This is a genomic window from Comamonas fluminis, from assembly GCF_019186805.1.
Lineage (GTDB): Bacteria > Pseudomonadota > Gammaproteobacteria > Burkholderiales > Burkholderiaceae_C > Comamonas > Comamonas fluminis.
In genome coordinates this window covers 2,836,842-2,859,688 of record NZ_CP066783.1, presented here as the reverse complement: position 1 = coordinate 2,859,688, position 22,847 = coordinate 2,836,842, and the positions used below count along the sequence as shown (strand labels likewise).

The following is a 22,847-nucleotide window of genomic DNA, read 5'->3' as shown; positions in this document are numbered from 1 at the left end:
TTGTAAGAATAATCTTACAAAATACAAGGAAACTATCTGAATGGATATTCAAAAGGAGAATCAGAAAACCAAAGGTGAGCTTATCGCGCCAGCACTTGTGCATAGCCCTTGGGATCGAAGCGTGTAACCAGCACGCAGACCAGTGCGGCGATGCCGGCCTGGTACAGCCAGCCTGTAGCCCAGTGACCGCTGATCTGGTGCAGTTGTGCCATGACCAGCGGAGCCAGCGCCGCAAGAATAAAACCGCCGCCCTGCATGAGGGAGTTGAGCGCACCGGCTTGGGTGGAAATGGGCAGATGGTCCAGCGCCACCAGCATGTACAGGGAAAAGCAGCCACCCAGGCCCAGGCCCAGAACGATGGCGTTGAGCTTGGGCATGGCATCTGGCCACAGCGCCAGACCGGTAAAGCCGATGATTTGCAGCAGCAGCGCCAGAATGACCCAGGGGCGGCGGTCCACATTACGGCGCGCAAAGGCGGGCATGGCCAGGGCGGATACAGCTTGTGCAATCGACAAAATCGCCAGCAGCGAGCCACTTTGCGTGGCTGACCAGCCATGGGTCTGGTAGAAGGGCGCAAGCCAGGCGACGGTGGATGCGTAACCGCCATTCATCAGGCCAAAGCTGATGAGCAGAAGCCAGGTGCGGCGGCGGCGCAGCAGCCAGCCGGTGTCGCTGCTGGCTACGGGCACTGGTGCGGATGTGGATGTGGATGTGGATGTGGGGGCTGTGGTGGATGATGGCTGTGTGCTAGCAGGGCTGCCCATCAGCGTCAGCACATACCAGGCCAGTGGCAGTGCCAGCAACACTGGAATGGCCCAGATGGCCAGAGCTTGCTGCCAGTTCAGCCCCCATTGCATGGACAGCGGCGAAAGCTGGGCGCTGAGTGCGCCGCCCCCCATCAGCGCCGCTGAATAAAGGCCCATCATGGGGGCGATGTTATGTGGAGACTGGCGTTTGATGAGCCCCGGCACGATGCTTTGCACCAGGGCAACGCCCGCGCCGCACAGGCCAGCCGTGGCAATCAGCAGGCTGCCGGTGGCCGCACCAGCGTGCATCAGGCGCAGTGCGCAACCCAGTGCAATCAGCAGTAAAGAGCCGCAGATGGCATTGCGAGCGCCCAGGCGCAGCAGGGCAGAAGGCGCAAGCCAGCCGCCAATCCCCATCAGCGCCATGGGCAGCAGCGTGAGCCAGGAAAAGCTGCGCAAGTCCATGCCCGTAGCTTGCTGAATGGCATAGCCCAGCGGGCCGGGTGCGGTGAGAAAAGGGCGCAGGTTGATGGTGATCAGTACCACCACGCATAGCCATAGCCAGGCGGGGATGCGGTTTGTGGAAGAGAGTGTGGGTATCGTCATGAAAACAGGCCGTTGCTGCACAGTGTTCTGCACAGCGCAGGCTTCAATGCCTGGTTGTTATGGCTTTGCAAGCGCTGCGCTCAACCCTGATGCCAGGGGGCGTTGCCGTAAAGCTGTTCTGCCGTAATGCCCGTGTCAATACGGGTAATGGGCAGAGGTGCAGGCGAGAGCGACAGACGCAGGCGCTGGTATGTGCCTTCGCTGGACAGGCCGTAGGGCTGCGCATCGGCATTGTCGAAAGCGAAAAATACCTCTTCGGCCCCATTCATGACCAGTGCCGCCAGGCACATGGGGCAAGGGTGGCCGCTGGCGTAAATGCTCAGGCCCGCCAGACTGGGATTGGCGCGTTTTTGTGTGCCCGCGCGTATGGCCTCCATCTCTGCATGGGCGCTGGGGTCGTGGCTGGCGATGATGTTGTTCACGCCTGTGGCAATGACCTGATCGCCTTGAGCCAGGACGGCGCCAAAAGGGCGGCCGCCTTGCAGGCGGTTGGTGTGGGCCAGATCGACGGCTTGACGCATCAGCGCCTGCTGGTAGAGGGGTGTGCTTGACATGACTATGAAAAATATAGCTGTATGCGCTTGATGAATAAGCGCTTCAGGCTCATTTTGTGGGATGTATTTGTAGTGAGCTTGCTGGGCCTTGGAGGGCCTTGGAGGGTACACCCAGGTGTTTGCTGCGCTCGCAGCTTGTGGCGCAAAGCTTTTTTACCCGGATGGCCGTGGCAGGCTCTGCTGCGTCGGTGGTGGGCGTGAGCAGGACAGCGCGTGGGCACGATTGTGCAAGGGTGCGTAAAGGCTTGCATTCCTGCGGCCAGAGCAAGGCTGCCATGTCCTGATTGCGAGAGATGGCTGGGGTATGATGGCCGCGCTCCGGGGTGCACGCCAGTGCTGAGATCTAAACCCGTGAACTTGACCCGGGTCATGCCGGCGGAAGAAGAGCTTGCATTCCTCGATGGCTGCCCTGTGGCAGCATGGCAGGAGCCTTCGGAGCAGAACATTTCAGCTCTCGAAGGAATCTCATGGACAAGGCTGCTGCCCTGGTCGCCGACCTGCTGGGTTTTATTGCGCAGGATGGATGTACGGATGAACAGTTCAACGCAATGGCTTTGCGACTGTTTGCGCACCAGTACGAAAACAACGCACCGTTTCGCAGCTTTTGCCAGCGCCGTGGCGCCAGTCTGCGCAATGTGAAGTCCTGGCGTGATATTCCTGCCGTGCCCATCGATGCCTTCAAGGCCATGGAGTTGCGCAGCGAACCCGCATCGCCTGCCGAGCGTGTTTTCATGACCAGCGGCACCACCGGACGGGCTGCGCGCGGGCGGCATTTTCACCCGGCGCTGGAGGTGTATGACCTGTCGATGAAGCGCTATTTTTCGCAGCGTTTCATGCAAGGCGTGCAGCGCATGGAGATGGGTGTCCTCTTCCCGGACGAGCAGGCCATGCCGAACTCTTCGCTGGCCCACTATCTGGCGCTGGCCAAATCGGAATTTGGTACGCCTGACAGCCGCTATTACCTCACGCCTGAAGGGTTGGATATGCCCGGCCTGTGCGCGGCGCTGCAGGCGTCAGAAGACAGTGGCCAGCCGTTTGCCCTGCTGGGCGCCAGTTTTAGCCTTGTGCATGTGATGGACGCGCTGCGTGAGATGGGCCGCAGCTTCAAGTTGCCCGCAGGTAGCCGAATTCTGGATACCGGCGGCTACAAGGGCCAGTCGCGTGAGCTTCCGCTTGAAGAGTTTTACAGCGATCTGTCGGCCCTGTTTGGCGTGCCTCGCTCGCTGTGCATCAATATGTATGGCATGACGGAACTGAGCACGCAGTTCTACGACAGCGGCAACGAGGCATTGCCATCCATCAAATCCGGCCCGCACTGGATTCGCTCGCGTCTGGTCGAGCCGATTACCGGCCGCGATGTGCCTGCGGGCGAGCGCGGCATTCTGGTGCACTGTGATCTGGCCAATTACAACGCCGTCACCACCATCCTGACCGAAGACGTGGGCCTGTGGGCGGGCGCCGATGAAGCCAGCGGTTTCTTGCTGCTGGGCCGCGCAGAAGGCGCTGCGGCCAAGGGCTGCTCATTGGCCGTGGATGAGTTTGTTCAGGCTGCCAGAGCTTGAGCGGTATGAAAGTCGAGCGCATTCGGGCGGGCTATCTGCCGGGCATCAAAGACGAGGACGTGCAGTGGCAGGTGCTGCCTTTTGAGCAGGGCCGCGTGCGGCTGGAAGTGTCTGTGCCCGTGCTCGGCAGCGCGCAGATGCAGCGGCTGGCGCAGCATGTGCGCGCTGCTGCAGACAAGCATCTGCGAACCATGCCCGTGGCGGAAATCATCGATGCAATAGACCGAGCCATAGCGCGCTTGCTGGATAGAAACGACATTTATCGTCAGCAGGCAGAGGCCTGGCTGCCTGTGGTCAGCAGCTATGACGCAGACATGGTGCGCCTGGGGCTGACGGGATTTTTCAAGACTTTTCGTGCGCCGCAACTGCGCCGGTTTGTGGCAGAAGATTTTGCCAACCCAGCGGTGCTGGACGGCTTTCAGCCGGCAGCCAAGGGCGGTGCAGTTCGGGCCTTTGGCCCGAATCTGCTGGTGCATAGCTGGGCGGGCAATGTGCCTGCGCTGTCGCTATGGAGCTTGATCTGCGGCCTGCTGGTCAAGGCGCCCGCCATTGGCAAGCTGGCCAGTGCCGAGCCCTTGTTTGCAGGCTGGTTTGCCCGGCTGCTGGCCGAGGTGCACCCGCCGCTGGCCGATTGTCTGGCCGTGGTCTGGTGGCGGGGGGCTGGTGGTGAGGAGGCCGATGCGCTCTATGCCCAGGCTGATACCGTGCTGGCCTATGGCGGCAACCACACGCTGGATGCGCTGCGTCAGCGCCTGCCGGTGACTACGCGCTTTCTGCCCCATGGGCACAAGCTGGGCTTTGGCATGGTGGCCAAAGAGGCGCTGGATAGCCTCAAGGCGCCAGCGCTGGCCCGGCTGGCGGCCTGGGATGTGATGCGCTATGACCAGCAAGGCTGCTATTCACCCCATGTGTTCTATGTGGAGCGTGGCGCGCCAGTGTCGCCACGTGCGTTTGCAGACTATCTGGCGGCGGAGCTGACCAATCTGCAGCGGCGCTTTCCACGCCGTGCGCTGGAGCTGGAAGAGGGCGCGGCCGTGGCGCGCTGGCAGCAAAGTGTGGAGTGGGCGCAGCCGTCCCATTCCTTGATCGGCCCGGCCGATGCGGCCTGGAGCGTGGCGTATTGTGATGACGCCGGGGCTGATGGCATTCCACCGCTGACCCCGACGGCCCTGCACCGCAGTATCAGTGTGGTGGCTGTGCAGAGTCTGGAGTCTGTGATTGCGGTGGTCGCGCAGCAGCGTGATTTTCTGCAGACGGCCGGGCTGGCGGCCAGCCCGGAGCGGCTGTATGCGCTGGCCAGCCAACTGGGCGCTGCTGGTGTCACGCGCATTGCCGCCATTGGTTCCATGAGCATGCCCGAAGCCGCCTGGCACCACGATGGGCGCTTTAGCCTGCTGGATCTGGTACGCATGGTGGAGATCGAACAATCGGCGGAGCTGGCCGCGCAGCCGCTGGCGGCGTACGCGGATTGACAGGGTGCAGACGGATATGGCTTTTCTGGCAATAGAGGCGCTCAGCTTCAGCTACCCCGGTCGATCGCCCGTGGTGGATGGCGTGAGCTGGCAGGCACAGGCGGGTGAGGTGCACTGCCTGCTGGGGCGCAGCGGCTGCGGCAAAACGACTTTGCTCAAGCTGGTGGCAGGCCTTATCAAACCACAGGCTGGCCGCATTGCGCTCAACGGCGGCGCATTGGCCACGCCGGGGCCGCAAGTGGGCTTTATGTTTCAGGCGCCAACTTTGCTGGACTGGCAGACCGTGCTGGCCAATGTGCTGCTGCCGGTCTCCCTGCAGCGCAAGCCCACCGCGCAGGATGAGCAGCGCGCGCGGCAGTTGCTGGCGCAGCTGGGTCTGGCCGAAATGGCAGGGCAGCATCCGCGAGCGCTTTCCGGCGGTCAACAAAGCCGCGTGGCACTGGCGCGGGCCTTGATGCTGGAGCCGCCGCTGTTGCTGCTGGATGAGCCGTTTGCCGCGCTGGATGCCATCACACGCGCGGAATTGCAGGACGACCTGCTGCGCAGTTGCCGCGAGCGTGGTACCACGGTGCTGTTTGTAACCCACGATATCAACGAGGCCGTTTATCTGGGCGACCGCATTGCGCTGATGCATGGCGGGCGCATTGTGCAGGACTGGGCCATTGAATTGCCCGAGCCACGCAGCCAGGGGCTGCGCCACGGCGCCGTTTTCAATGATTACTGCGCACAGGTGCGTGCCGCCATGGACAAGGCCTGCGCATGAGCATCACACCCATCAAAGCGCGCCTGGTATCGGCCACGCTGCTCCTGATTCTGCTGGGTTTGTGGGAGTGGGCTGTGCGGCAATGGGGCTTGTCGGCCCTGGTGCTGCCTGCGCCGTCAGCTGTGGCGGTGGCGCTGTGGAAAGGGTTGGCCTCAGGCTACTTCTGGCCGCATCTGATGGCTACGCTGCAGGCCTTGCTGCTGGGTCTGGCGGCAGGCAGTGCTGTGGGTTTGCTGGCAGGCATGGTGCTGGCCGAATCAGCCTGGGCGGAAAGGGTGTTCAAGCCCTATGTGGTGGTCAGCCAGGTGGTACCTAAGCTGGCGCTGGCGCCGCTGTTTGTGCTGTGGTTTGGCTTTGGCATGTTGCCCACGGTGCTGATTACGGCGCTGATCTGCTTTTTCCCGCTGATGGAAAACACATTGACCGGGCTGCGCCAGGCTGATGCCCAGCGGCTGCAGCTGTTTCACATGCTGGGTGCCACGCGGCTGCAGACCTTGTTGCGGCTGAAGCTGCCCATGGGGTTGCCAGCGATTCTGGCGGGCCTGCGTGTGGCGGTGGTGCTGGCGCTGGTGGGCGTGGTGGTGGCCGAGTTCATGGGCGCCAGCCAGGGCCTGGGCGCGGTCATCATCGCAGCACAGGGAATGATGGACACCACCTTGATGTTCGCTGCGCTGGTGCTGATTGCTGTGCTGGGCCTACTTTTGTACCAGCTATGTCTGCTGCTGGAGCAGCGCCTGCTGCGCGGGCATTGCAGTGGCTTTTCTTCTTTAGATTTCACTTCTCGCAAGCACTGATATGTACGCTGAAAAATTGGTTTCGCATCTTTCTCGCCGCAGCCTGCTGGGTGCTGGCACGGGTATGGTTGCTCTGGTATTGACGGGCATGGCTCAGGCAACACCATCTGTGCAGGGTAAGATTCGCCTTGCAGGCTGGAGCAAGCCCATCAGCGAGATCACCAACATTCTTGCGGAGCCGGACAAAGGCTTTTTCAAGGCGCAAGGCGTAGAGCTGGCCTATTTGCCCGGGGCTGGTGGCGGTGATGCCATCCGCAATATGCTCAGCGGTCAGGCCGATGTGGCGTTTACCGACCCCGGCTCGTTCTTCATGGCGCTGGACAAGGGCGAGAAGCTGGTTGCCATTTACGACATCTATCCGCAAAACGTATTCAACGTCGTCTCGCTCAAGTCGGCGGGTATTCACAAGCCCGCAGACCTCAAGGGCAAGAAGATTGGCGTCTATAGCCTCTCCAGCGGCACGCGCCAGAACCTGCTGGTGATGCTGCATCAGGCCGGACTCAAGGAGTCGGACGTGACCATCGTCGTTACCGGCTTGCTGAACTTTGCGCCGCTGATGCAGGGGCAGGTGGATGCCACGGCTGCCACCGATACCGGGCTGGCCGTGGGCCTGCGCAAGGGCATTGGTGAGGTCAACATCATGCAGGTGCGTGACTACCTCAATATCTCCAGCGATATGTTTGTGGTGCGCGAAGACACGCTGCGCGAGAAGAAAGACTTGCTCAAGGCCTTTCTCAAGGGCTACCGCGACAGTGCAGCCTGGATGATGGCCAATGCCGAAGAAGCCGCGACACTGGCAGGCAAGCGCGCCATTGACGGCACGCAGCGCGACATCAACCTGGATGTGATTCGCCTGCGCAATGCATCTTCCATGCCTGCGGTGCAGGGCAAGGGGCTGGGCGGCTTTGATCTGGCAGCCTTGCAAAAGGGCGCGGATACCTACCGTGCGCTGGGCATGGTGCAGCGCCAGATCAAGGTGTCAGAGGTGGTCAACACATCTCTCTTGCCAGGTGCTTGATATGCCTGCTTCACCGGCCATGAATCTGCACGGCAAAGTGGTGCTGGTCACCGGTGCCAGTCGCGGCATAGGGGCGGCCATTGCAGCCGCTTTTGCCCGCGAAGGCGCGACCGTCGTCATCAACTATCTGAGCAACGATGCTGCGGCAGAGCAGGCGGTGGCCGCCTGTCTGGACGCTGGCAAGGATGCAGGTGGCGATGCCTGGGCCATCAAGGCCGATGTGGGGGATGCACAAGCCGTGCAGGCCATGGTGGACAGCATTGCGCTGGATGCGGGGGGCATTGACATTGTGGTCAACAACGCTTTCCGTCCCTATACCTTTGATCCTGAGCAGCGCAGCCATTTTGAGACGCTGGACTGGAGTCGCTATCAGTCCCAGTTTGATGGTGCGGTGGGCGCCACTTTCAATGTGTGCCGTGCAGTGCTGCCGCTGATGCGCCAGCGCGCGCGCGGCAGCATTGTCACTATCGTGAGCAATCTGGTAGAGCACCCTGTGGTGGCCTATCACGACTACAGCACGGCAAAGTCCGCCTTGGTTGGCTTTAGTCGCAATCTGGCCAGCGAACTGGGGCCGGTGGGCATACGCGTGAACTGCGTGGCGCCGGGGCTGGTGTACCCCACGCAGGGCACGCAGACCAGCAAGGAGTCGTTTCGCGAATCATTGATGGCGGCTACGCCACTGCGCCGGCTGGCCCGGCCCGAGGATGTGGCCGGGCCGGTGCTGTTTCTGGCGTCTGACCTCAGCAGCTTTATGACGGGGCAGGTGCTGCTGGTGGATGGCGGCATGGTGATGCGCTAGCAGCGCATCAGCTTGGTGCGTCAAGTGCCGGAGCGCGGTACACCAAGACCTTGAGGCTGCGCTCTTCATCCACATCGGCAAATACGGGCGGATTGGCCAGGCGTTCGACAAACTGCAGCTCGGGGGCGATTTCGGTCATCTGCTCGCGCAGGAAATCGGTGCCAAGCTCCGGGGCGTTCAGGCACAGCAGCACCTGACCTTCGGGCACCAGCAAATCCGGCAGGCGGCGCATCAACCGTGCGTAGTCCTTGGTAGCGATAAAGCTGCCCTTCTGGTAGCTAGGGGGGTCCACGATGATCAGGTCGTAGGGGCCGCTACGATTGATCTTGCCCCAGCTGCTGAAAATATCGTGGGCCGCAAAGCTGGCCCCGGCTTTGACGCCGTTGAGCTGGTGGTTGTGCTGGCCGGTGGATAGTGCAGGTTTGCTCATGTCCATATTCAGCACCTGACCAGCCCCGGCCCGCTTGGCAACAACCGAGAAGGCACAGGTGTAGGCAAAGAGGTTGAGCACTTTCATGCGCTCTGGGCGCGCATGGGCTGCTACTTGCTGACGTACCCATTCACGGCCTGCGGCCATGTCCAGAAACAGACCATGGTTCTGCCCGCGCGCCATCTGCACCAGGTACTGCGCGCCGTTTTCTGTCACCACATGGGGTTCAGGCAACTCACCGGCCATGACGCGTGTTTCCACCTTGCCGCCAGACTCGCGGGTCTGGAACGCCCAGATCAAAGGCTGGTCCGTGGGGGCAATCTGCTGCCAGCGTTGTTCAAGTGCCAGAGCTATCACCTCAAGCTGCGCTTCATCCACGGGAGCAAAACTGGTCAGCAGCAGCACGGGTGGGAACGCATCCAGCACGATCTGTTCGCAGCCCGGATGGCGTCCACCACGCCCATGAAAGATACGCTGGGCATCTGTGGAAAAAGGCATCTGGGCAATGGCGTCTAGCAGGGCTTGCATGGAATCAGTCGGAATCAGTCAATCACTCAAGGGCGCCAGTGTATGCAGTTCAGGCGGTGTCTGTGTGGCCCGCCGCCAATTCAGGGGCGGTAAGCATTGACATGGTCGATCTGCTTGTGAATGCGGTTGAGCATGTGAAGCAGCGATTCCACCTCCTGCGGGGAAAGCGTTTCCAGCAGTCTGCGCTCGCGCTCCTTGGCGACATCAAAGATGCGGTCGTGCAGCTCCTGGCCCTCAGGGGTCAGGCATAGCGTGTAGCGTCTGGCGTCTTCGGTATCCACTTCAGACTGCACATAGCCACGGCTTTGCAGCACCTGCACGGATTTGCTGACGGCGCTTTTGTCCAGGCCCACCACCTGGCAGATGCGCTGCGCAGGAATATGGCTTTCGACGGCCAGCATCGAAAGCACGCGCCACTCGACGATGCCCACGTCGAAAGTGTCGCGGTACAGCTGGGATGCCCCGGCGGACAGTTTGTTTGCAATAAAGGCCAGCAAAGCTGGTGCGTAACGTTCCAGATCCAGTTTCTTTTTTCTTTTCATGCTGCTTGGGCTGACTTAGGGTAAATATTAGTTGAGACATCAACCGATATTTCTACAATGCATCTATCGATAACGAACTATAGCTGTACTTATATGGTTGAGATATCAACAAATATGCGGCGATGAAGTGACGCAGCTACCTGTAGTGATCTGCGTTCAGGTGCACACAGCACCACGATTCTGAGTCTCGTACTCAAGCATCTTTTGCCAGCGCTGGCGCTGCGCAGTCGATTTTCAATCCCCCTTATTGAGGCAATGCAAATGCTGGCACTTGGCTGGCAGGGGGAGCCTCAACCTTGAATAAGCGATCAAGAACATGTTGGATGTCATTGTCCAGAGACGTGAACAGGAGGCTGAGGACATTCTCAGCTTTGACTTCGTCTCTTCAAAAAATGCAAGCCTGCCAGCGTTCACTCCAGGTGCTCATATCGATGTGCATCTGCCGGGAGGAATCGTCCGCCAGTATTCCCTGTGCCATCCATGGAGCGAGTCTTCGCCGGGCCAATACACCATCGCCGTGCAGCGCGAGCCTCAGTCGCGGGGCGGGTCGGTGGCCGCACATGCGTTGCAGACTGGAATGGCTTTGCAGATCAGCGAGCCACGCAACCTGTTTGAGCTTGCCCCGGCAGCGCAGAAGCACTTGCTGTTTGCTGGCGGCATTGGCATCACGCCCATTGTTTGCATGGCGCAGGCTCTGGCTTCTCAGGGGCAGTTGTTTGAGCTGCATTACTTCTGCCGCAGTCAGGAGCGTGCAGCATTCCAGCGCGTATTGAAGTCATCGGCGCTCAGCCAGTTCGCCCATCTGCATGTCGGCACCGATACCGCTGCAGAAGTTGCGCAGTTGCTGAGCACACCTGAAGCCGGCACCCATGTCTATGTCTGCGGGCCCACCGGCTTTATGGACTGCGTGCTGGGCACGGCGGCAAACCAGGGCTGGAATGCACAAAACCTGCACAAGGAGTATTTCGCGGCAGCGGTGGTTGAGCTGCAGGGCGATCAAAGCTTTCAGGTGCAGGTGGCCAGCACGGGACAGCACTATGAAATTCCAGTTGGCAAAACGGTGTTCGAGATTCTGGACAGCGCAGGAGTGAATGTGCCGGTGTCTTGCGAGCAAGGTGTTTGCGGCACCTGCGTCACGCGAGTGCTGCAAGGCACGCCAGATCACCGTGACCAATACCTGACCGATGCAGAAAAAGCGGCTAACGACTGCTTTACGCCTTGCTGCTCACGATCACGCACTCCCTTGCTGGTGCTGGATCTGTAGGCCGTATTTCTTCAGAGATTTCCCCGGGAGACCACGATGAATATTATTCCTATCCAAGCTCAACCATCTGCGGAGCCCGTGAAGCACAAGTTTCCGCTGAACCAGTGGTATGTGGCTGCGCTGTCTTCGGAGTTGAAGGACAAGCCGGTTGGCCGAACCTTGCTGGGCGAGGCGGTTGTTCTGTTTCGTCTGGGAGACGGCAGCGTCGCGGCGCTGGAGGATCGGTGCTGCCACCGTGCATTGCCGCTGTCATCAGGAACGGTGGAAAGCTGCGGCCTGCGCTGCGGCTATCACGGCTTGCTCTACAACCAGGCGGGGCAGTGCATTGAGATTCCAGGACAGGAAAAAATTCCTTCTAAAGCCAAGGTCGCGGCCTACCATCTGCAGGAGCGAGACGGGCTGGTCTGGATCTGGTTTGGCAAGGCGGATAGCCCGGAGCCTACGCATGAAGCGCCTTCCTACTTTGTGCACAGCACACCCAAGTACGTCTATGGCGGTGATGTCTATCACTACAACGCACCGTATCAGCTGATTCACGATAATTTGCTGGACCTCAGCCATCTTGGCTATGTCCATCTGCACACCATTGGCGGCAATGCCAAGCTGCATATGAATGCCGAGATGAAGGTGGAGAGCGAGGGCGATACGGTGAAGGTGGTGCGTTACATGCCCGATTCCGTTCCGCCTCCCACATATACCGCCGCATATCCTTTCAAGGGCAATGTGGACCGCTGGCAAGAGATCGAGTTTCGCGTCTCGCACCTGCTGATCTGGACGGGTGCGGTAGACAAGAACACCGATGCACTGGACGACCCCGAGCGCGGAGGATTCCATATGCGGGGTTTTCATGGAATCACTCCCGAGACTGAAAACACTTGCCACTATTTCTGGACCATGGCCACCAATCCGGCCAGCAATGTGGAAGAGACAAAGCTCAAGGTGCTGGACCAGACCGAGCGCACCTTTGACGAGGACAAGGTGGTGATTGAGGCCCAGTACCAGAACATGCTGCGCTTTGGTCCCAAATCCATGATCGACATCCATGTGGATGTGGGCGCCAACCGCGCGCGGCGAATCATTGATCGATTGATCGCCGCCTGAGCACTTCTGGAGTGACAGCGCAGGAGGTCTAGGGGCAGTGCTGCCAGACCATCTGGTGCACTGAACTCAAAAGGCGCCCGTAGCACGTGGAAACGCATGCAGACGGGCAGCGGTGCCAGAGAAATCAGCGCCGCTTGTCTCTGCAGGCTTCTCTTTCTCGATTTCTTTTCAGCTTTCGCAAACAGCCTTGCACTGCCCGCGTGCAGGCTCAAGGGAGAGCTGTAACTGATGGCGGCATATATACAAAAAAGGAGACAGCGATGAATTCTTCAGTCGTAGAGAAAATTAACGACAAGCCCATGAGCTTGTTTCAGTGGTTTGTGGTCGGGTTGTGCTTTTTGATCAATATGCTGGACGGCTTTGACGTGCTGGTCATGGCTTTTACCGCAGCCGCCGTGGCGGGCCAGTGGAAGCTCAGCGGTGTGGAGCTGGGCTATTTGCTCAGCGCAGGGCTGGTGGGCATGGCTCTGGGTTCACTGATCATTGCACCATGGGCCGACCGCATGGGACGTCGCCCATTGATCATGCTCTGCATTGCGATTGCTGGGGCAGGAATGTTTGCCTCCAGCTATGCGCAGTCTCCTGTCCAGCTGGGGCTGTTGCGTCTGTTCACGGGGCTGGGTATCGGTGGCATCCTGGCCAGCAGCTATGTGATTGCGGGCGAGTATGCGAACAGCCGCTGGAGAGGTTTGGCCATTAGCTTGCAGGCCACGGCTTATGCACTGGGTGCCACGATTGGCGGCTTGATTGCCAATCAGCTGATTCCAAGTCTGGGATGGCAATCCGTGTTCTTCTATGGAGGCATGGCCACATTGCTGACTTTGCCGGTGATGTACCTGTGGTTGCCTGAGTCCCTGGATTTTCTGATTGGCAAAAAACCTGCGAAGGCATTGCAGAAGGCCAATGCGATTCTGAGCAAGATGGATCAGCCGCTTCTTGATGTTTTGCCCAGTCATAGCGCCAATACGGCAGTGGTTGAGAAAAACCGGGTTGCCAGCCTTCTGGTGCCGGGACTTGCCTCTCAGACTCTGCTCATCTGGGCTGCGTTTTTCATGGTGATGTTCGGTTTCTATTTTGTGATGAGCTGGACACCTAAACTGCTGGTGAATGCGGGGCTGTCCAATCAGCAGGGCATTACTGGTGGCGTGCTGCTCAATGTGGGCGGTATTGTGGGTACTTCGCTGATTGGTTTGCTGGCCGCCAAGTTCCGCATATCGCGGGTGCTGATGCTCTATTTGCTGGTCAACGCAGCATTGATGATGGCTTTTGTGGGCTTGCTCGGTAAGCTCAGCGTTGCTTTCACTGCAGCGCTGCTGATTGGCGTTTTCGTCAACGGCTGTGTAGCAGGGCTTTATGCACTGACGCCGGGCCTGTACAGCGTTACCCAGCGCGTCACTGGTCTGGGCTGGGCCATTGGTGTGGGGCGTATCGGTGCTATTGCTTCGCCCCTGGTGGCGGGACGTCTGATCGACGCCAAGTGGACGCCCGATCAGCTGTTTTCCCTCTACGGCGCCGCATTTGTGCTGGCAGCGTTGGCGATCTACTTCTTGCAGCGAAAAAAGGCCCCAGTGCAGCAACTGCAGCCCGCGTGCTGACGCAGGCTGGTCAAGATTGTGGCGTCAATGTGGCGCCACAGATTCTTGCTGGCAGAGAGTCTGTGTTGTCATATCGCGGTGGCCCTTCGGGGCCACGCGCAACAGCGCGCTCAGAGAGAGCTGCGCGCCAATCGCTTCCTTTTCTTTTGCAGGCGCCGGATGCGCAGCCAGCGCAGCACACCGAACAGCATGGCTGGTAGCACAAACGCCAGCAGCACCTGTCCTGTCAGCGCCGTAATGCCAAGCACCAGCCACAGGCCCAGCCCGGCGCGCAGGCCAAGCGCTGCAGCCACCTTGGGGTCATAGGCGTTTTTCCAGATTTGTAGGGTGCTCTGGCTGACCATCTGGGTTGCCACCAGCGTCATCAGAACGGCCAGTGCCAGCTGGGGTAGCCAGGCCAGCCAGCGGGAAACGAGAATGGCAATGGCAGCCAGCGCGGCTGCATGCAGAATCACTGCCACCCGTGACGGGGGACTCAGGCTCCAGAGAAGCTGGGTGCGAGATTGCGACAGGGATGCTGGCACTGTTGTGGCGGCGCACAGCAGCAAGTTGCTGGCTGCGCCAAGGCGCAATTGAGAACTGGCTGGGGCAATAGTCAGGCCAAATGCTGCCCCTGAGTGCTTCAGGCTGTCGGTGGTGGTGAGGGTTTCAATGGTGCAGACGCCGCCAACAAAGAGCCCCGCTACAAAAGCGCAGAGCAGTGCAGGTGCGGTGATGCCCGAACTCAAGAACTGGAGCATGGTCTGTGCCCGCTCGGTCAGCATTTGCAGATCAAGATCGACGCGGCCCAGGCGGGCGCACAGGCCTCCTTGGCCGGGGCTCAGGGCGCTGAACTCATAGGCCAGCCAGGCGCAGCCTGCAGCAAGAATCAGTGCCACGCCTTGCAGGGTAGTGGCCAGCGACGCTAGGCGAGGGAACTGCGGGTGCAGCCTTTTCGCGCAGGCTCTGCAGGCGATGGGCCAGAGAATTCCGGTCAGGGTGGCGCTCAGAAATATGGACCAGGTCTGCAAAGGTGCAATCTGCAGGCACTGATAAAGGTATTTGCCGACTGCGCCAGAGACAATGCCCACGGCTGAGGCGTAGATAAATGAAGGCACCAGCCATGAAGGCAGGTTTCTGAAACCCCGTTGTATGCGATCTGATCCGGCCAGCCACAGCATGCATGTGCAGCCCAGCATTAGGCTTGCAAGCAGAGGCAGTTGCTGCCTGGCAGTCACCGCGAAATGTGATTGCAGCCAGAGCAGGGTCAGCACCAGAATCGACAGGGATGCACCACGAGGCCCGGCCAGCATGGGAATGCCGCGCACGCCCAGCAGCAACGAGGCGATCAAGGCGGAAAGCACAATCAGCAGGGTGCCGGCCGACTTGCTCTGGTCGCCATAACCGAGCAGCGCGGGCCCGAGAACGGCGCCCAGGCCCAGATACTCGGCATAGCAAATGGCGGCGGAGGCAAGCCCGGCCCAGAGATTGCCAAGACCTGCCAGTGTCTGAGGGACTACTCGCATTGCGGGTGTGCCCTGAGAGAGCTTACTTCGGCGCGAGTCTGCAGCGATTGCAGGGCCTGCGTAACAGCGGTGCCGCTGGAAATGCGCAGCTGGTACTCATCAAATTCGTCCGGGCCATAGAGGATATGGGCGTCTTCTGCGCGCAGCAGGCGACTCAGGGCTGAAACACTCAGCGAAGGATTGAACGCCACGCTGGCATGCGCGCACAAAGTGCTGGTGCTGCTGCCCCGGGTGCTGCCATCGCTGTTTTTCGAAGCTGCTGCGGGGTGCACCCACCACAGCCCCAGCGTCAGGCCCAGAAGAATAAGCAGCGTCAGCAGGCAGAACAAAGCATGCCGGGATAGCAGGCCAGAGCAGGCGAGAAGCAGTTTTTCCAGTTTCATGAATGCGTTCAACGTCCTTGAAGCAGCCTGCGCAGTTGTTCAGCTTGCTCCTGAACTTGTGCGGATGGCACCGTGTTGGGCTGGGGCATGGCAGCCTGGCCTTGCTGAATCATGCCTTTGAGGGCTTGCAAGGCTCCGGCCGTCGGGTCTCCTGCGGCGCGCCCTTCGGCAATCATCTGTCCCATGTCGATGGTGGCGCGCGGGAATTCGCTGCGTGCGGCCAGACTCAGCCATTTATAGGCCTCGGCATAGTCGCGGGCAATGTAGAAGGACTCGCCCAGCAGCGTCTGGGCCAGCACATTGCCTTGCTGAGCGAGAGGCTGCAGCAGCTTGCGTGCCTGGGCGGGTTGCTTGCGTGCGCCGGGGTGTCCATCTTCCAGCACCATGGCGCTGACCAGTTTCAGGTGCTCATCGCCACGGCCCTGCGCTGTTGTGCGCAGCATTTCCTGAACCTGTGCATCGCCCATGCGGCGCAGCGCAGTCTGCAGATCTCTGTCCAGCTGCGTCCATTGGCTGGCGCTGGTTTGCGGGTAGCGGGTCTGGGCTTGTGGCTCGTCAGGCCGGTAGCTGACTTCGCGGCTGGCGCTGCTGCTGACGGGTTGCTGGCTGGTGCCACGACTATCGCGCAAAGAGATGGAGCGTGGCCCGAACCACCACTCGCTGCGCAAGGCTGAGCGGTACTCGGGAATCTGTCGCTGGCGCGTGCTGCGATAGACGCTGTCAGCGGTTTCGCGCAGCACCAGGTCCAGCGACTTGTTCTGTTGCCCGTTCAAGGCACTGGCCAGCGCCTGCGCGTAGGGGCTGTTCTGGCCTTCATCGCCGTCCAGCGCCTTGGTGTAGGGCGCGGTAGAAAAGCTCACGCAAAGACCTTTGGGCTCCTGCGCAGCAAGACCGATGGACAGGCCCCGGGTGCGCTCTGGCTCAAAGGGGTTGTTGCGGCAGGCGTCAATAGAGACCACAGCAGCAGGCGGCGCGGCGCGCTCCAGCAGGCCCAGAATCAGGTCCAAGTCCAGCCCCCGTTCGCGCACACGCTGGGGGGTGGAAAAGTCACTATCTACGCCTTGCAGATAGTTGCGACCGGCAATCTGCACGGCGTGGCCGCTGTAGCCCAGCCACAGTGCTTCGTTTCGACTGCGGTTTTGCAAAAAGGCGCGAATGGCGCCATCCAGCTGGCTGGCACTTTGGTTGCTCAGAACCTGAACCTGGGCGCCTCGGGCCTGGAAGGCTCTGGCCAGCAGGGCCGTGTCGCGCTCCGGGTTGCGCAGAACGGCGTTGTGGCTGTATGCGCCATTGCCGATCAGCAGCACGCGCAGCGGCAATTCGCCAGCGCCTGCAGGGCTGGCGCTGGCCGAGCTGGCCGGTGCTGGTCTGGCTGGAGGGGCTGCAAGCGAGGCTGTATTCCAGGAGGCCAGCGCCGTTGCTGCCCCCATGCTCTGGCCCAGCCATCGCCTGCGCGATAGCAGACGGGCTTGCGCTGCGTCTTGCATTTTGTCTCTCTCGTTATGTCTTGATTTGTTATGCCACCCGCTGCTGCGGGAGGCTGTATCTTGACATAACTGGCACAGACAAAGGCTGCGACGCAGCGCCAGAAGTGAGCTCTATGCGTGCTCAGTAAGCGGCGCGGCGCACATCAAAAAAGCAGCTTTCCGTGCCGCCAATGCCTTGCAGACCTGCCTCTGCAGCTGCGCGTGCGGCTTTCATCCAGCGGCTGAAGGTGAGTTTGGCTTCTTCGGTGATTTCTTCGGGCGGAGTGTCCTCCAGCCCTTGAACGATGTGCAGCGCTTCGCTGACCTGCTCCGGGCCGCCGAACTGGCGTGCCAGCACGCGTGCATAGCGGGCTTCGGCCTGCTGGCGCTTGTCTTCAGGCAGTTCGGGGTAGTCGCAGAGGGAAACGGTGAAAGTGGCTTCTTGCATGTCCGTAGTTCACAGTGTTGAGACTGTGTAAATGTACAGTAATTTGCTGTTTGTTTGTACAGTTATTTGAAAATTGATGGCGCGCATTGTTTTTTCATGATGAAGCCATAGACTCGGACGGCATGAGTGCTGAATCACTGCCATTTCCCGGTCACGCCTTGTTTGTTACGCGCATTGGCGTCTGTGCCATTGCCTGGCATGCGCAGGCTGTGGTGGCCACCCAGTTGCCTGAAGCCACCCCTGGCGAGACGCGGGAGCGCATGCTGCTGGGCTTGCACAAGCGCCATGTGTTGCAGCCGCAGCGTGGGGTAGCGCTTTATACGCAAGTGGCTGTTGCGCAGGATTTGCCTGCATTTGTGCGCCAGGCCATAGCGGCTGTGCAGCACATGCTGGCGGGCAAAAAGACGCAGGCAGAGGAAAACTGGACGCAGCTGACAGCGCTGCAGGTGGGTGAAGCGGTGCTGGGCGATTTACGCCACAGCGTGCCCGGTAGCGATAGCGCGGCGCTGGACTGCATTGAGATGGATGAATTTGCGGTGCCAGCGTTTCATTCGCGGGTCTATGCCTTTACCCGCTCATTGCGTGCGGGGCAGACCAGCACTTACGGCGAGGTGGCTGCAGCGCTGGGCCAGCCGGGTTCTGCCCGGGCCGTGGGGCAGGCGCTGAGTGCCAACCCCTTTGCGCCGATTGTTCCCTGCCACCGCGTGCTCGCTGCAGGCAGGGCTGCGGGCGGCTTTTCGGGCGGGCAGGGCACCATCACCAAGCTGCAGATGCTGGAGATTGAGGGCGCTGCCTGGGGCGGCACGCTGTCGCTGTTTGCAGACTGATTTCAGAATTGGAACCTGTGCGACAGCGTCGACACGCAGGTGACAAGGGCATGTCAGAGGCCCCCGCACAATCCTTTGGCAGTGGCTTGGGCGACGGCCCGTAGCCTTGGGCTTCAAAACCAACAAGCAGGAGACATGGCAATGACACGTACGGTGCAGCAACTTTTCGACCTGACGGGCAAGACGGCCCTGGTAACCGGTGGCTCACGCGGGCTGGGCCTGCAGATGGCACATGCGCTGGGCGAGGCCGGTGCCAGAGTTCTGCTGACATCGCGCAAGGCCAAAGACCTGGAAGCAGCAGCCGCTGAACTGAAGGCCGCAGGCATTGAGGCTGACTGGATAGCGGCTGATTGCGCCGACGAGGCCGATATTGAACGGTTGGCCAAGGATGCCGTGCAGCGCCTGGGGCATGTGGACATTCTCATCAACAACGCTGGCGCCAGCTGGGGCTCGCCCGCCGAAGACCATCCCACATCGGCCTGGGACAAGGTGATGAACCTGAACGTGCGCGGCTATTTTCTGCTGAGTCAGCAGATTGCCCGCCTGTCCATGCTGGAGCGCAAAAGCGGCCGCATCATCAATCTGGCATCGATTGCCGGTCTGGGCGGTAACCCCTCGGGCATGAAGACGATTGCCTACAACACCTCCAAGGGCGCGGTCATCAACTTCACGCGCGCGCTGGCCGGTGAGTGGGGCGAGCACGGCATCACGGTGAACGCCATCTGCCCCGGTTTTTTCAAGACCAAGATGGCGGCGGTGCTGATCGAGACGCTGGGCGAGGACACCATGAAGTCCCACGCACCGCTGCGCCGCCTGGGCGACGATGAAGACCTCAAGGGCCTGACACTGCTGTACGCGAGTGATGCGGGCAAGCACATCACCGGGCAGTGGATGGCGGTAGATGGTGGCGTCAGCGCGCTGGTGGGGGGCTAAGCAGCAGGTTTGTGAGGCGCGGCGCTTTCGGGGGTGCTTTGGCGCGCTTACATTCACAGCTTTGCTGCCGCCTGCTGTAGTGCGGGCGGCGCGCCATCCAGAAAGGTTTTGCGGTGTTGTCATTCGGTCCAGAAATTCCCTTTGTGCATGAACTTGGCTTTGCGCTTATCAAGGCTGAAGGCGGTGAATCCGAGCTGCACTACACACCGCGACCCGAGCATTTGAACTCTTTTGGCGTCACGCACGGCGGCGCTTCCATGACGCTGCTGGACGTGACCATGGCCGTGGCTGCGCGCAGCGTGGATTTTGAGCTGGGTGTGGTCACCATCGAGATGAAGACCTCGTTCATGCAGGCGGCCAACGGCCCGCTGGTGGGCAAGGGCGTGCTGCTGCACCGCACTGGCACCATGGCGTTCACCGAAGGCCGTATTTACGACGCGCAAGGCAGGCTTTGTGTGCATGCCACGGGCACTTTCAAATATATGAAGCGCAAACCCGAGGTCAACGGCGCAGTGCCACCGCTGGCCACCGATTGAGCTTTGGCTTGATGCTCTTGTTTCAGGAGCTGGTTGCGTGATCTGTGTATGGTTTTTGGATGATTTTGGCTTGCAGTGGCTTAGCAATCAAGCGCTGCAAGCTATGAAATTTGAAATTCAATCAGGAGGCAAAACATGACGGTCAATCAGCAAATCCTTCTCGACAACCGCCCCACGGGTGAAGCGGTGGAGAGCAACTTCAAGCTGGTGCAGGCCGAGCTGCCTGCGCTGGAAGACGGGCAGGTGCTGGTGCGCCACCACTATCTGAGCCTGGACCCCTATATGCGGGGCCGCATGAATGATTCCAAGAGCTATGCCCAGCCGCAGCCCTTGGGTGAAGTCATGCAGGGCGGCACCGTGGGCGAGGTGGTGGAAAGCCGTCACCCCAAGTTCCATCTGGGTGACAAGGTCGTGGGCATGGGCGGCTGGCAGGCGTATTCCGTGGTCAACCCCAGCGTGCCGGGCGCGCTGCGCAAGGTGGATACCACTTATGTGCCGCTGTCGTATTACCTGGGCGCGGTGGGCATGCCCGGCGTGACGGCCTGGTATGGCCTGGTCAAGATCATCAACCCCAAGGCGGGCGAGACCGTCGTCGTCAGCGCCGCCACGGGGGCGGTGGGCAGCGCTTTTGTGGCGCTGGCCAAGGCGCGTGGCTGCCGTGTGGTGGGCATTGCCGGTGGTGCCGAAAAATGCGCCTATGCGGTCAACGACCTGGGTTTTGACGCCTGTATTGACTACCGCGAGCATCCCGACGTCAAAACCATGGCAAAGGCGCTCAAGGACGCCTGCCCGAATGGCATTGATGGCTATTTTGAAAACGTGGGCGGCTATATCTTCGACGCCGTGCTGCTGCGCACCAATGCCTTCGCGCGCATTGCGCTGTGCGGAATGATTGCTGGCTATGACGGTCAGCCCCTGCCGATGGCCAATCCGGCGCTGCTGCTGGTCAACCGCATCAAGCTTGAAGGCTTTATCGTTAGCGAGCATATGGAAGTCTGGGGCGAGGCGCTGACCGAGCTGGGCGGACTGGTCGCCGCTGGAAAGCTCAAACCCCGCGAGACGGTGTCGGAGGGGTTGGCTTCGGCTCCGGCTGCATTCCTGGGGCTGCTGAAAGGCAAGAACTTTGGCAAGCAACTGGTGAAGATCACCCCCTGAGGCGCTGCGACCTAGGCGGCCCCCGCCTTCCCCCTCTCTTGCTTTGCTTCGCAATGCGGGAGGGGGACGATGCCTTCGCCTGGGCGGCCCCGCCTAGGCGGCTCTTGCTCGGCATCTCTGGTTTGGGCTGTGTCTGGTTGAAGTGCCGTGCATCAAAAAATATTCGGAGACAAGAATGATCACGAATTTCGCGGGAAAGACGGCGGTTTTGACGGGGGCTGGTTCCGGCTTCGGGCTGGAGTGCGCACGTATTGGTGCGGCCCGGGGCATGAATCTGGTGCTGGTGGATGTACAGCAGGAAGCATTGGACAAGGCTGCGGCCGAGCTGACCGCTGCCGGCGCCAGGGTGCTGGCGCGCAAGGTGGATGTGTCGGATGCGGCGCAGATGCAAGCGCTGGCCGCTGAGGTCAAGGCCACTTTTGGTGCACCGCACTTTGTTTTCAATAACGCAGGTGTGGGCGCGGGCGGGCTGGTCTGGGAAAACTCGGTGGCCGACTGGCAATGGGTGCTGGGCGTCAACGTCTGGGGCGTGATTCATGGCGTGCGCCTGTTTACGCCCATGATGCTGGAGGCTGCCAAGGCCGACCCGGCCTACGAAGGTCATATTGTCAACACCGCCAGCATGGCGGGCCTGCTGGCGCCGCCCAATATGGGCATCTACAACGTCAGCAAGCATGCGGTGGTGTCGCTGACGGAGACGCTGTACCAGGATCTGGCCCTGGTGTCCGATCAGATCAGTGCCAGCCTGTTATGCCCCTACTTTGTGCCCACGGGCATTGGCCACAGCGAGCGCAATCGCCCCAAAGGGCTGGAAGGCCAGCCGCTGACGGCCAGCCAGAAGATTGGTCAGGCCATGACGGACAAGGCTGTGGGATCGGGCAAGGTCACGGCGGCCGAAGTGGCGCAAAAGGTGTTTGACGCCATGGCGTCCGGCCAGTTCTATATCTACAGCCACCCGCAGGCGCTGGGTTCGGTGCAGGTGCGCATGGAAGATGTGGTGCAGGGCCGTAACCCCACCGATCCGTTTGCGCACAAGCCCGAGCTGGGCGTGAGCCTCAAGGCTGCGCTGCGCGCGGGCTGACCCAGCGGCCCGCCAGATCACAAAGCCTTGCCGCGAAGTTCGAGCACTTACGGCAAGGCTTTTTTCATGGGGCGGTGGCCAGCTCTGCCTCGGTGGCCGGGCGCACCAGACGCAGCAGCAAGGCATTGCCCTTGCCCATATCGGGCGTGGTCTGCAGGGATTCGGTGTTGATCGCCCAAGCCTGCTGCGCCGACAGCGCGGTGAGGTTTTGCGACCGGTCCACCTGGCTGTAGTTATAGGTGTTCATGCGCTGGGTGTTGACGGCGGCGGTGCCCGTCCAGTGCCACTCGCGCGGGGCTGCGGGGAATAGCTCGGGGTTCAGTCCTGGCGGTTTGCTGCTGCGGTCCAGCAGACGTTTGAACTCGTTGACGCGGGGCAGGCGCCAGCGCAGGCCTTCGGCTTTGCTGCGCTGTGCCGCATGTTCCAGGGCCTGCTTGTGATTGAAGAGCAGGGCGCTGCCCGTGCAGGTTTTGCCATTCCAGACCATCCCCTCGGCGCAGCGCGGCCAGGCCAGCTTGGCGCGGCTGTCAATCACCATGAGCCCATCCGCCGAGGCGTGAAAGGCGGGGGCAGGGGCTGCAGGAGTTGCGGGGGCTGCGTTCTGTGCGAAGGCTGGGGCCGCAAAAAAGCATAGCAGGGCGCGCATGACCTGCTTGGGAACTGGCGTGAAAAAGGGCAAATGCACGGCGTCTCGCTATGAAGTGTGGCGGCCATTGTGCGGTTTTACCCGGCAGCCATT

General features: G+C 60.8%; 23 protein-coding genes. 14 read left to right on the top strand and 9 right to left on the bottom strand.

Translation table 11 applies throughout. From position 1 onward, the window contains the following. Positions 1-80: 80 nt before the first annotated feature. Together JDW18_RS13365 and JDW18_RS13360 are read right to left on the bottom strand one after the other, a co-directional pair. A complete protein-coding gene (locus JDW18_RS13365) occupies positions 81-1,352 on the bottom strand; it encodes an MFS transporter (RefSeq protein WP_218239928.1) in 1,272 nt (423 codons plus the stop codon). Between the two features lie 80 nt (positions 1,353-1,432). Next, the gene (locus tag JDW18_RS13360) at positions 1,433-1,873 is read right to left on the bottom strand and encodes a nucleoside deaminase (RefSeq protein ID WP_218243901.1); all 441 of its coding nucleotides are present in this window, start codon (positions 1,871-1,873) and stop codon (positions 1,433-1,435) included. 500 nt (positions 1,874-2,373) lie between these two features. Here JDW18_RS13360 and JDW18_RS13355 point away from each other — a divergent pair, with 500 nt between their 5' ends. Genes JDW18_RS13355 through JDW18_RS13330 form a run of 6 tightly spaced genes read left to right on the top strand, consistent with a single transcriptional unit; the run spans position 2,374 to position 8,314 of the window. Then, the gene (locus JDW18_RS13355) at positions 2,374-3,468 is read left to right on the top strand and encodes a LuxE/PaaK family acyltransferase (protein WP_218239927.1); all 1,095 of its coding nucleotides are present in this window, start codon (positions 2,374-2,376) and stop codon (positions 3,466-3,468) included. A 5-nt stretch (positions 3,469-3,473) separates the two neighbouring features. Then, the gene (locus JDW18_RS13350; RefSeq protein WP_218243900.1) at positions 3,474-4,940 is read left to right on the top strand and encodes an acyl-CoA reductase; all 1,467 of its coding nucleotides are present in this window, start codon (positions 3,474-3,476) and stop codon (positions 4,938-4,940) included. 16 nt (positions 4,941-4,956) lie between these two features. Continuing rightward, positions 4,957-5,703 (top strand): ABC transporter ATP-binding protein, encoded by a 747-nt coding sequence (locus tag JDW18_RS13345; protein WP_218239926.1) that lies wholly within the window; start codon positions 4,957-4,959, stop codon positions 5,701-5,703. After that, complete coding sequence (locus tag JDW18_RS13340; RefSeq protein WP_218239925.1) at positions 5,700-6,497, top strand: ABC transporter permease; 798 nt, start codon at positions 5,700-5,702, stop codon at positions 6,495-6,497. The genes JDW18_RS13345 and JDW18_RS13340 overlap by 4 nt, the downstream gene beginning before the upstream one ends. Position 6,498: 1 nt before the next feature. Then, positions 6,499-7,515, top strand: a complete 1,017-nt coding sequence (locus JDW18_RS13335; RefSeq protein WP_218239924.1) for an ABC transporter substrate-binding protein — start codon at positions 6,499-6,501, stop codon at positions 7,513-7,515. Positions 7,516-7,534: 19 nt separating this feature from the next. Further along, a complete protein-coding gene (locus JDW18_RS13330; protein ID WP_425514805.1) occupies positions 7,535-8,314 on the top strand; it encodes an SDR family oxidoreductase in 780 nt (259 codons plus the stop codon). A gap of 7 nt (positions 8,315-8,321) precedes the next feature. On the opposite strand, the gene JDW18_RS13325 is transcribed toward JDW18_RS13330, so the two are convergent. Both JDW18_RS13325 and JDW18_RS13320 read right to left on the bottom strand, forming a co-directional pair. Then, on the bottom strand, positions 8,322-9,272 hold the full coding sequence (locus JDW18_RS13325) for a class I SAM-dependent methyltransferase (RefSeq protein ID WP_218239922.1): 951 nt from the start codon (positions 9,270-9,272) through the stop codon (positions 8,322-8,324). Positions 9,273-9,352: 80 nt separating this feature from the next. Next, a complete protein-coding gene (locus tag JDW18_RS13320) occupies positions 9,353-9,814 on the bottom strand; it encodes a MarR family winged helix-turn-helix transcriptional regulator (RefSeq protein WP_218239921.1) in 462 nt (153 codons plus the stop codon). Between the two features lie 316 nt (positions 9,815-10,130). Here JDW18_RS13320 and JDW18_RS13315 point away from each other — a divergent pair, with 316 nt between their 5' ends. The 3 genes from JDW18_RS13315 (at position 10,131) to JDW18_RS13305 (ending at position 13,774) form a co-directional block, all read left to right on the top strand. Then, positions 10,131-11,078, top strand: a complete 948-nt coding sequence (locus JDW18_RS13315; protein WP_218239920.1) for a PDR/VanB family oxidoreductase — start codon at positions 10,131-10,133, stop codon at positions 11,076-11,078. 36 nt (positions 11,079-11,114) lie between these two features. Beyond that, on the top strand, positions 11,115-12,179 hold the full coding sequence (locus JDW18_RS13310) for an aromatic ring-hydroxylating oxygenase subunit alpha (protein ID WP_218239919.1): 1,065 nt from the start codon (positions 11,115-11,117) through the stop codon (positions 12,177-12,179). Between the two features lie 260 nt (positions 12,180-12,439). Then, positions 12,440-13,774 (top strand): MFS transporter, encoded by a 1,335-nt coding sequence (locus JDW18_RS13305; protein ID WP_218239918.1) that lies wholly within the window; start codon positions 12,440-12,442, stop codon positions 13,772-13,774. Positions 13,775-13,884: 110 nt separating this feature from the next. On the opposite strand, the gene JDW18_RS13300 is transcribed toward JDW18_RS13305, so the two are convergent. The 4 genes from JDW18_RS13300 to JDW18_RS13285 form a co-directional block, all read right to left on the bottom strand. Then, positions 13,885-15,279 carry a hypothetical protein gene (locus JDW18_RS13300; RefSeq protein WP_218239917.1) on the bottom strand — a complete coding sequence of 465 codons (1,395 nt, stop codon included), beginning with the start codon at positions 15,277-15,279 and terminating at the stop codon, positions 13,885-13,887. Continuing rightward, positions 15,270-15,662, bottom strand: coding sequence for a hypothetical protein (locus tag JDW18_RS13295; protein ID WP_218239916.1), 393 nt, complete (start codon positions 15,660-15,662; stop codon positions 15,270-15,272). Before JDW18_RS13295 ends, JDW18_RS13300 begins: the two co-directional genes overlap by 10 nt. Positions 15,663-15,670: 8 nt before the next feature. Continuing rightward, the gene (locus JDW18_RS13290) at positions 15,671-17,149 is read right to left on the bottom strand and encodes a caspase family protein (protein WP_218239915.1); all 1,479 of its coding nucleotides are present in this window, start codon (positions 17,147-17,149) and stop codon (positions 15,671-15,673) included. 121 nt (positions 17,150-17,270) lie between these two features. Beyond that, on the bottom strand, positions 17,271-17,576 hold the full coding sequence (locus JDW18_RS13285) for a hypothetical protein (RefSeq protein ID WP_218239914.1): 306 nt from the start codon (positions 17,574-17,576) through the stop codon (positions 17,271-17,273). A gap of 122 nt (positions 17,577-17,698) precedes the next feature. On the opposite strand from JDW18_RS13285, the gene JDW18_RS13280 reads away from it, so the two are divergent. The 5 genes from JDW18_RS13280 to JDW18_RS13260 all read left to right on the top strand — a co-directional run bounded on the left by JDW18_RS13280 (position 17,699) and on the right by JDW18_RS13260 (position 22,108). Then, positions 17,699-18,403 carry a methylated-DNA--[protein]-cysteine S-methyltransferase gene (locus JDW18_RS13280; RefSeq protein WP_218239913.1) on the top strand — a complete coding sequence of 235 codons (705 nt, stop codon included), beginning with the start codon at positions 17,699-17,701 and terminating at the stop codon, positions 18,401-18,403. Between the two features lie 141 nt (positions 18,404-18,544). Further along, positions 18,545-19,336 carry an SDR family oxidoreductase gene (locus JDW18_RS13275; RefSeq protein WP_218243899.1) on the top strand — a complete coding sequence of 264 codons (792 nt, stop codon included), beginning with the start codon at positions 18,545-18,547 and terminating at the stop codon, positions 19,334-19,336. A gap of 113 nt (positions 19,337-19,449) precedes the next feature. Continuing rightward, entirely contained in the window at positions 19,450-19,872 is a 423-nt protein-coding gene (locus JDW18_RS13270) for a PaaI family thioesterase (RefSeq protein WP_218239912.1), read from the top strand. A 135-nt stretch (positions 19,873-20,007) separates the two neighbouring features. After that, entirely contained in the window at positions 20,008-21,027 is a 1,020-nt protein-coding gene (locus tag JDW18_RS13265) for an NADP-dependent oxidoreductase (RefSeq protein ID WP_218239911.1), read from the top strand. Positions 21,028-21,202: 175 nt separating this feature from the next. Further along, positions 21,203-22,108 (top strand): SDR family oxidoreductase, encoded by a 906-nt coding sequence (locus tag JDW18_RS13260; RefSeq protein WP_218239910.1) that lies wholly within the window; start codon positions 21,203-21,205, stop codon positions 22,106-22,108. A 64-nt stretch (positions 22,109-22,172) separates the two neighbouring features. Here JDW18_RS13260 and JDW18_RS13255 read toward each other — a convergent pair whose 3' ends face one another. Next, positions 22,173-22,754, bottom strand: a complete 582-nt coding sequence (locus JDW18_RS13255; RefSeq protein WP_425514804.1) for an Lcl C-terminal domain-containing protein — start codon at positions 22,752-22,754, stop codon at positions 22,173-22,175. Positions 22,755-22,847: the final 93 nt, after the last annotated feature.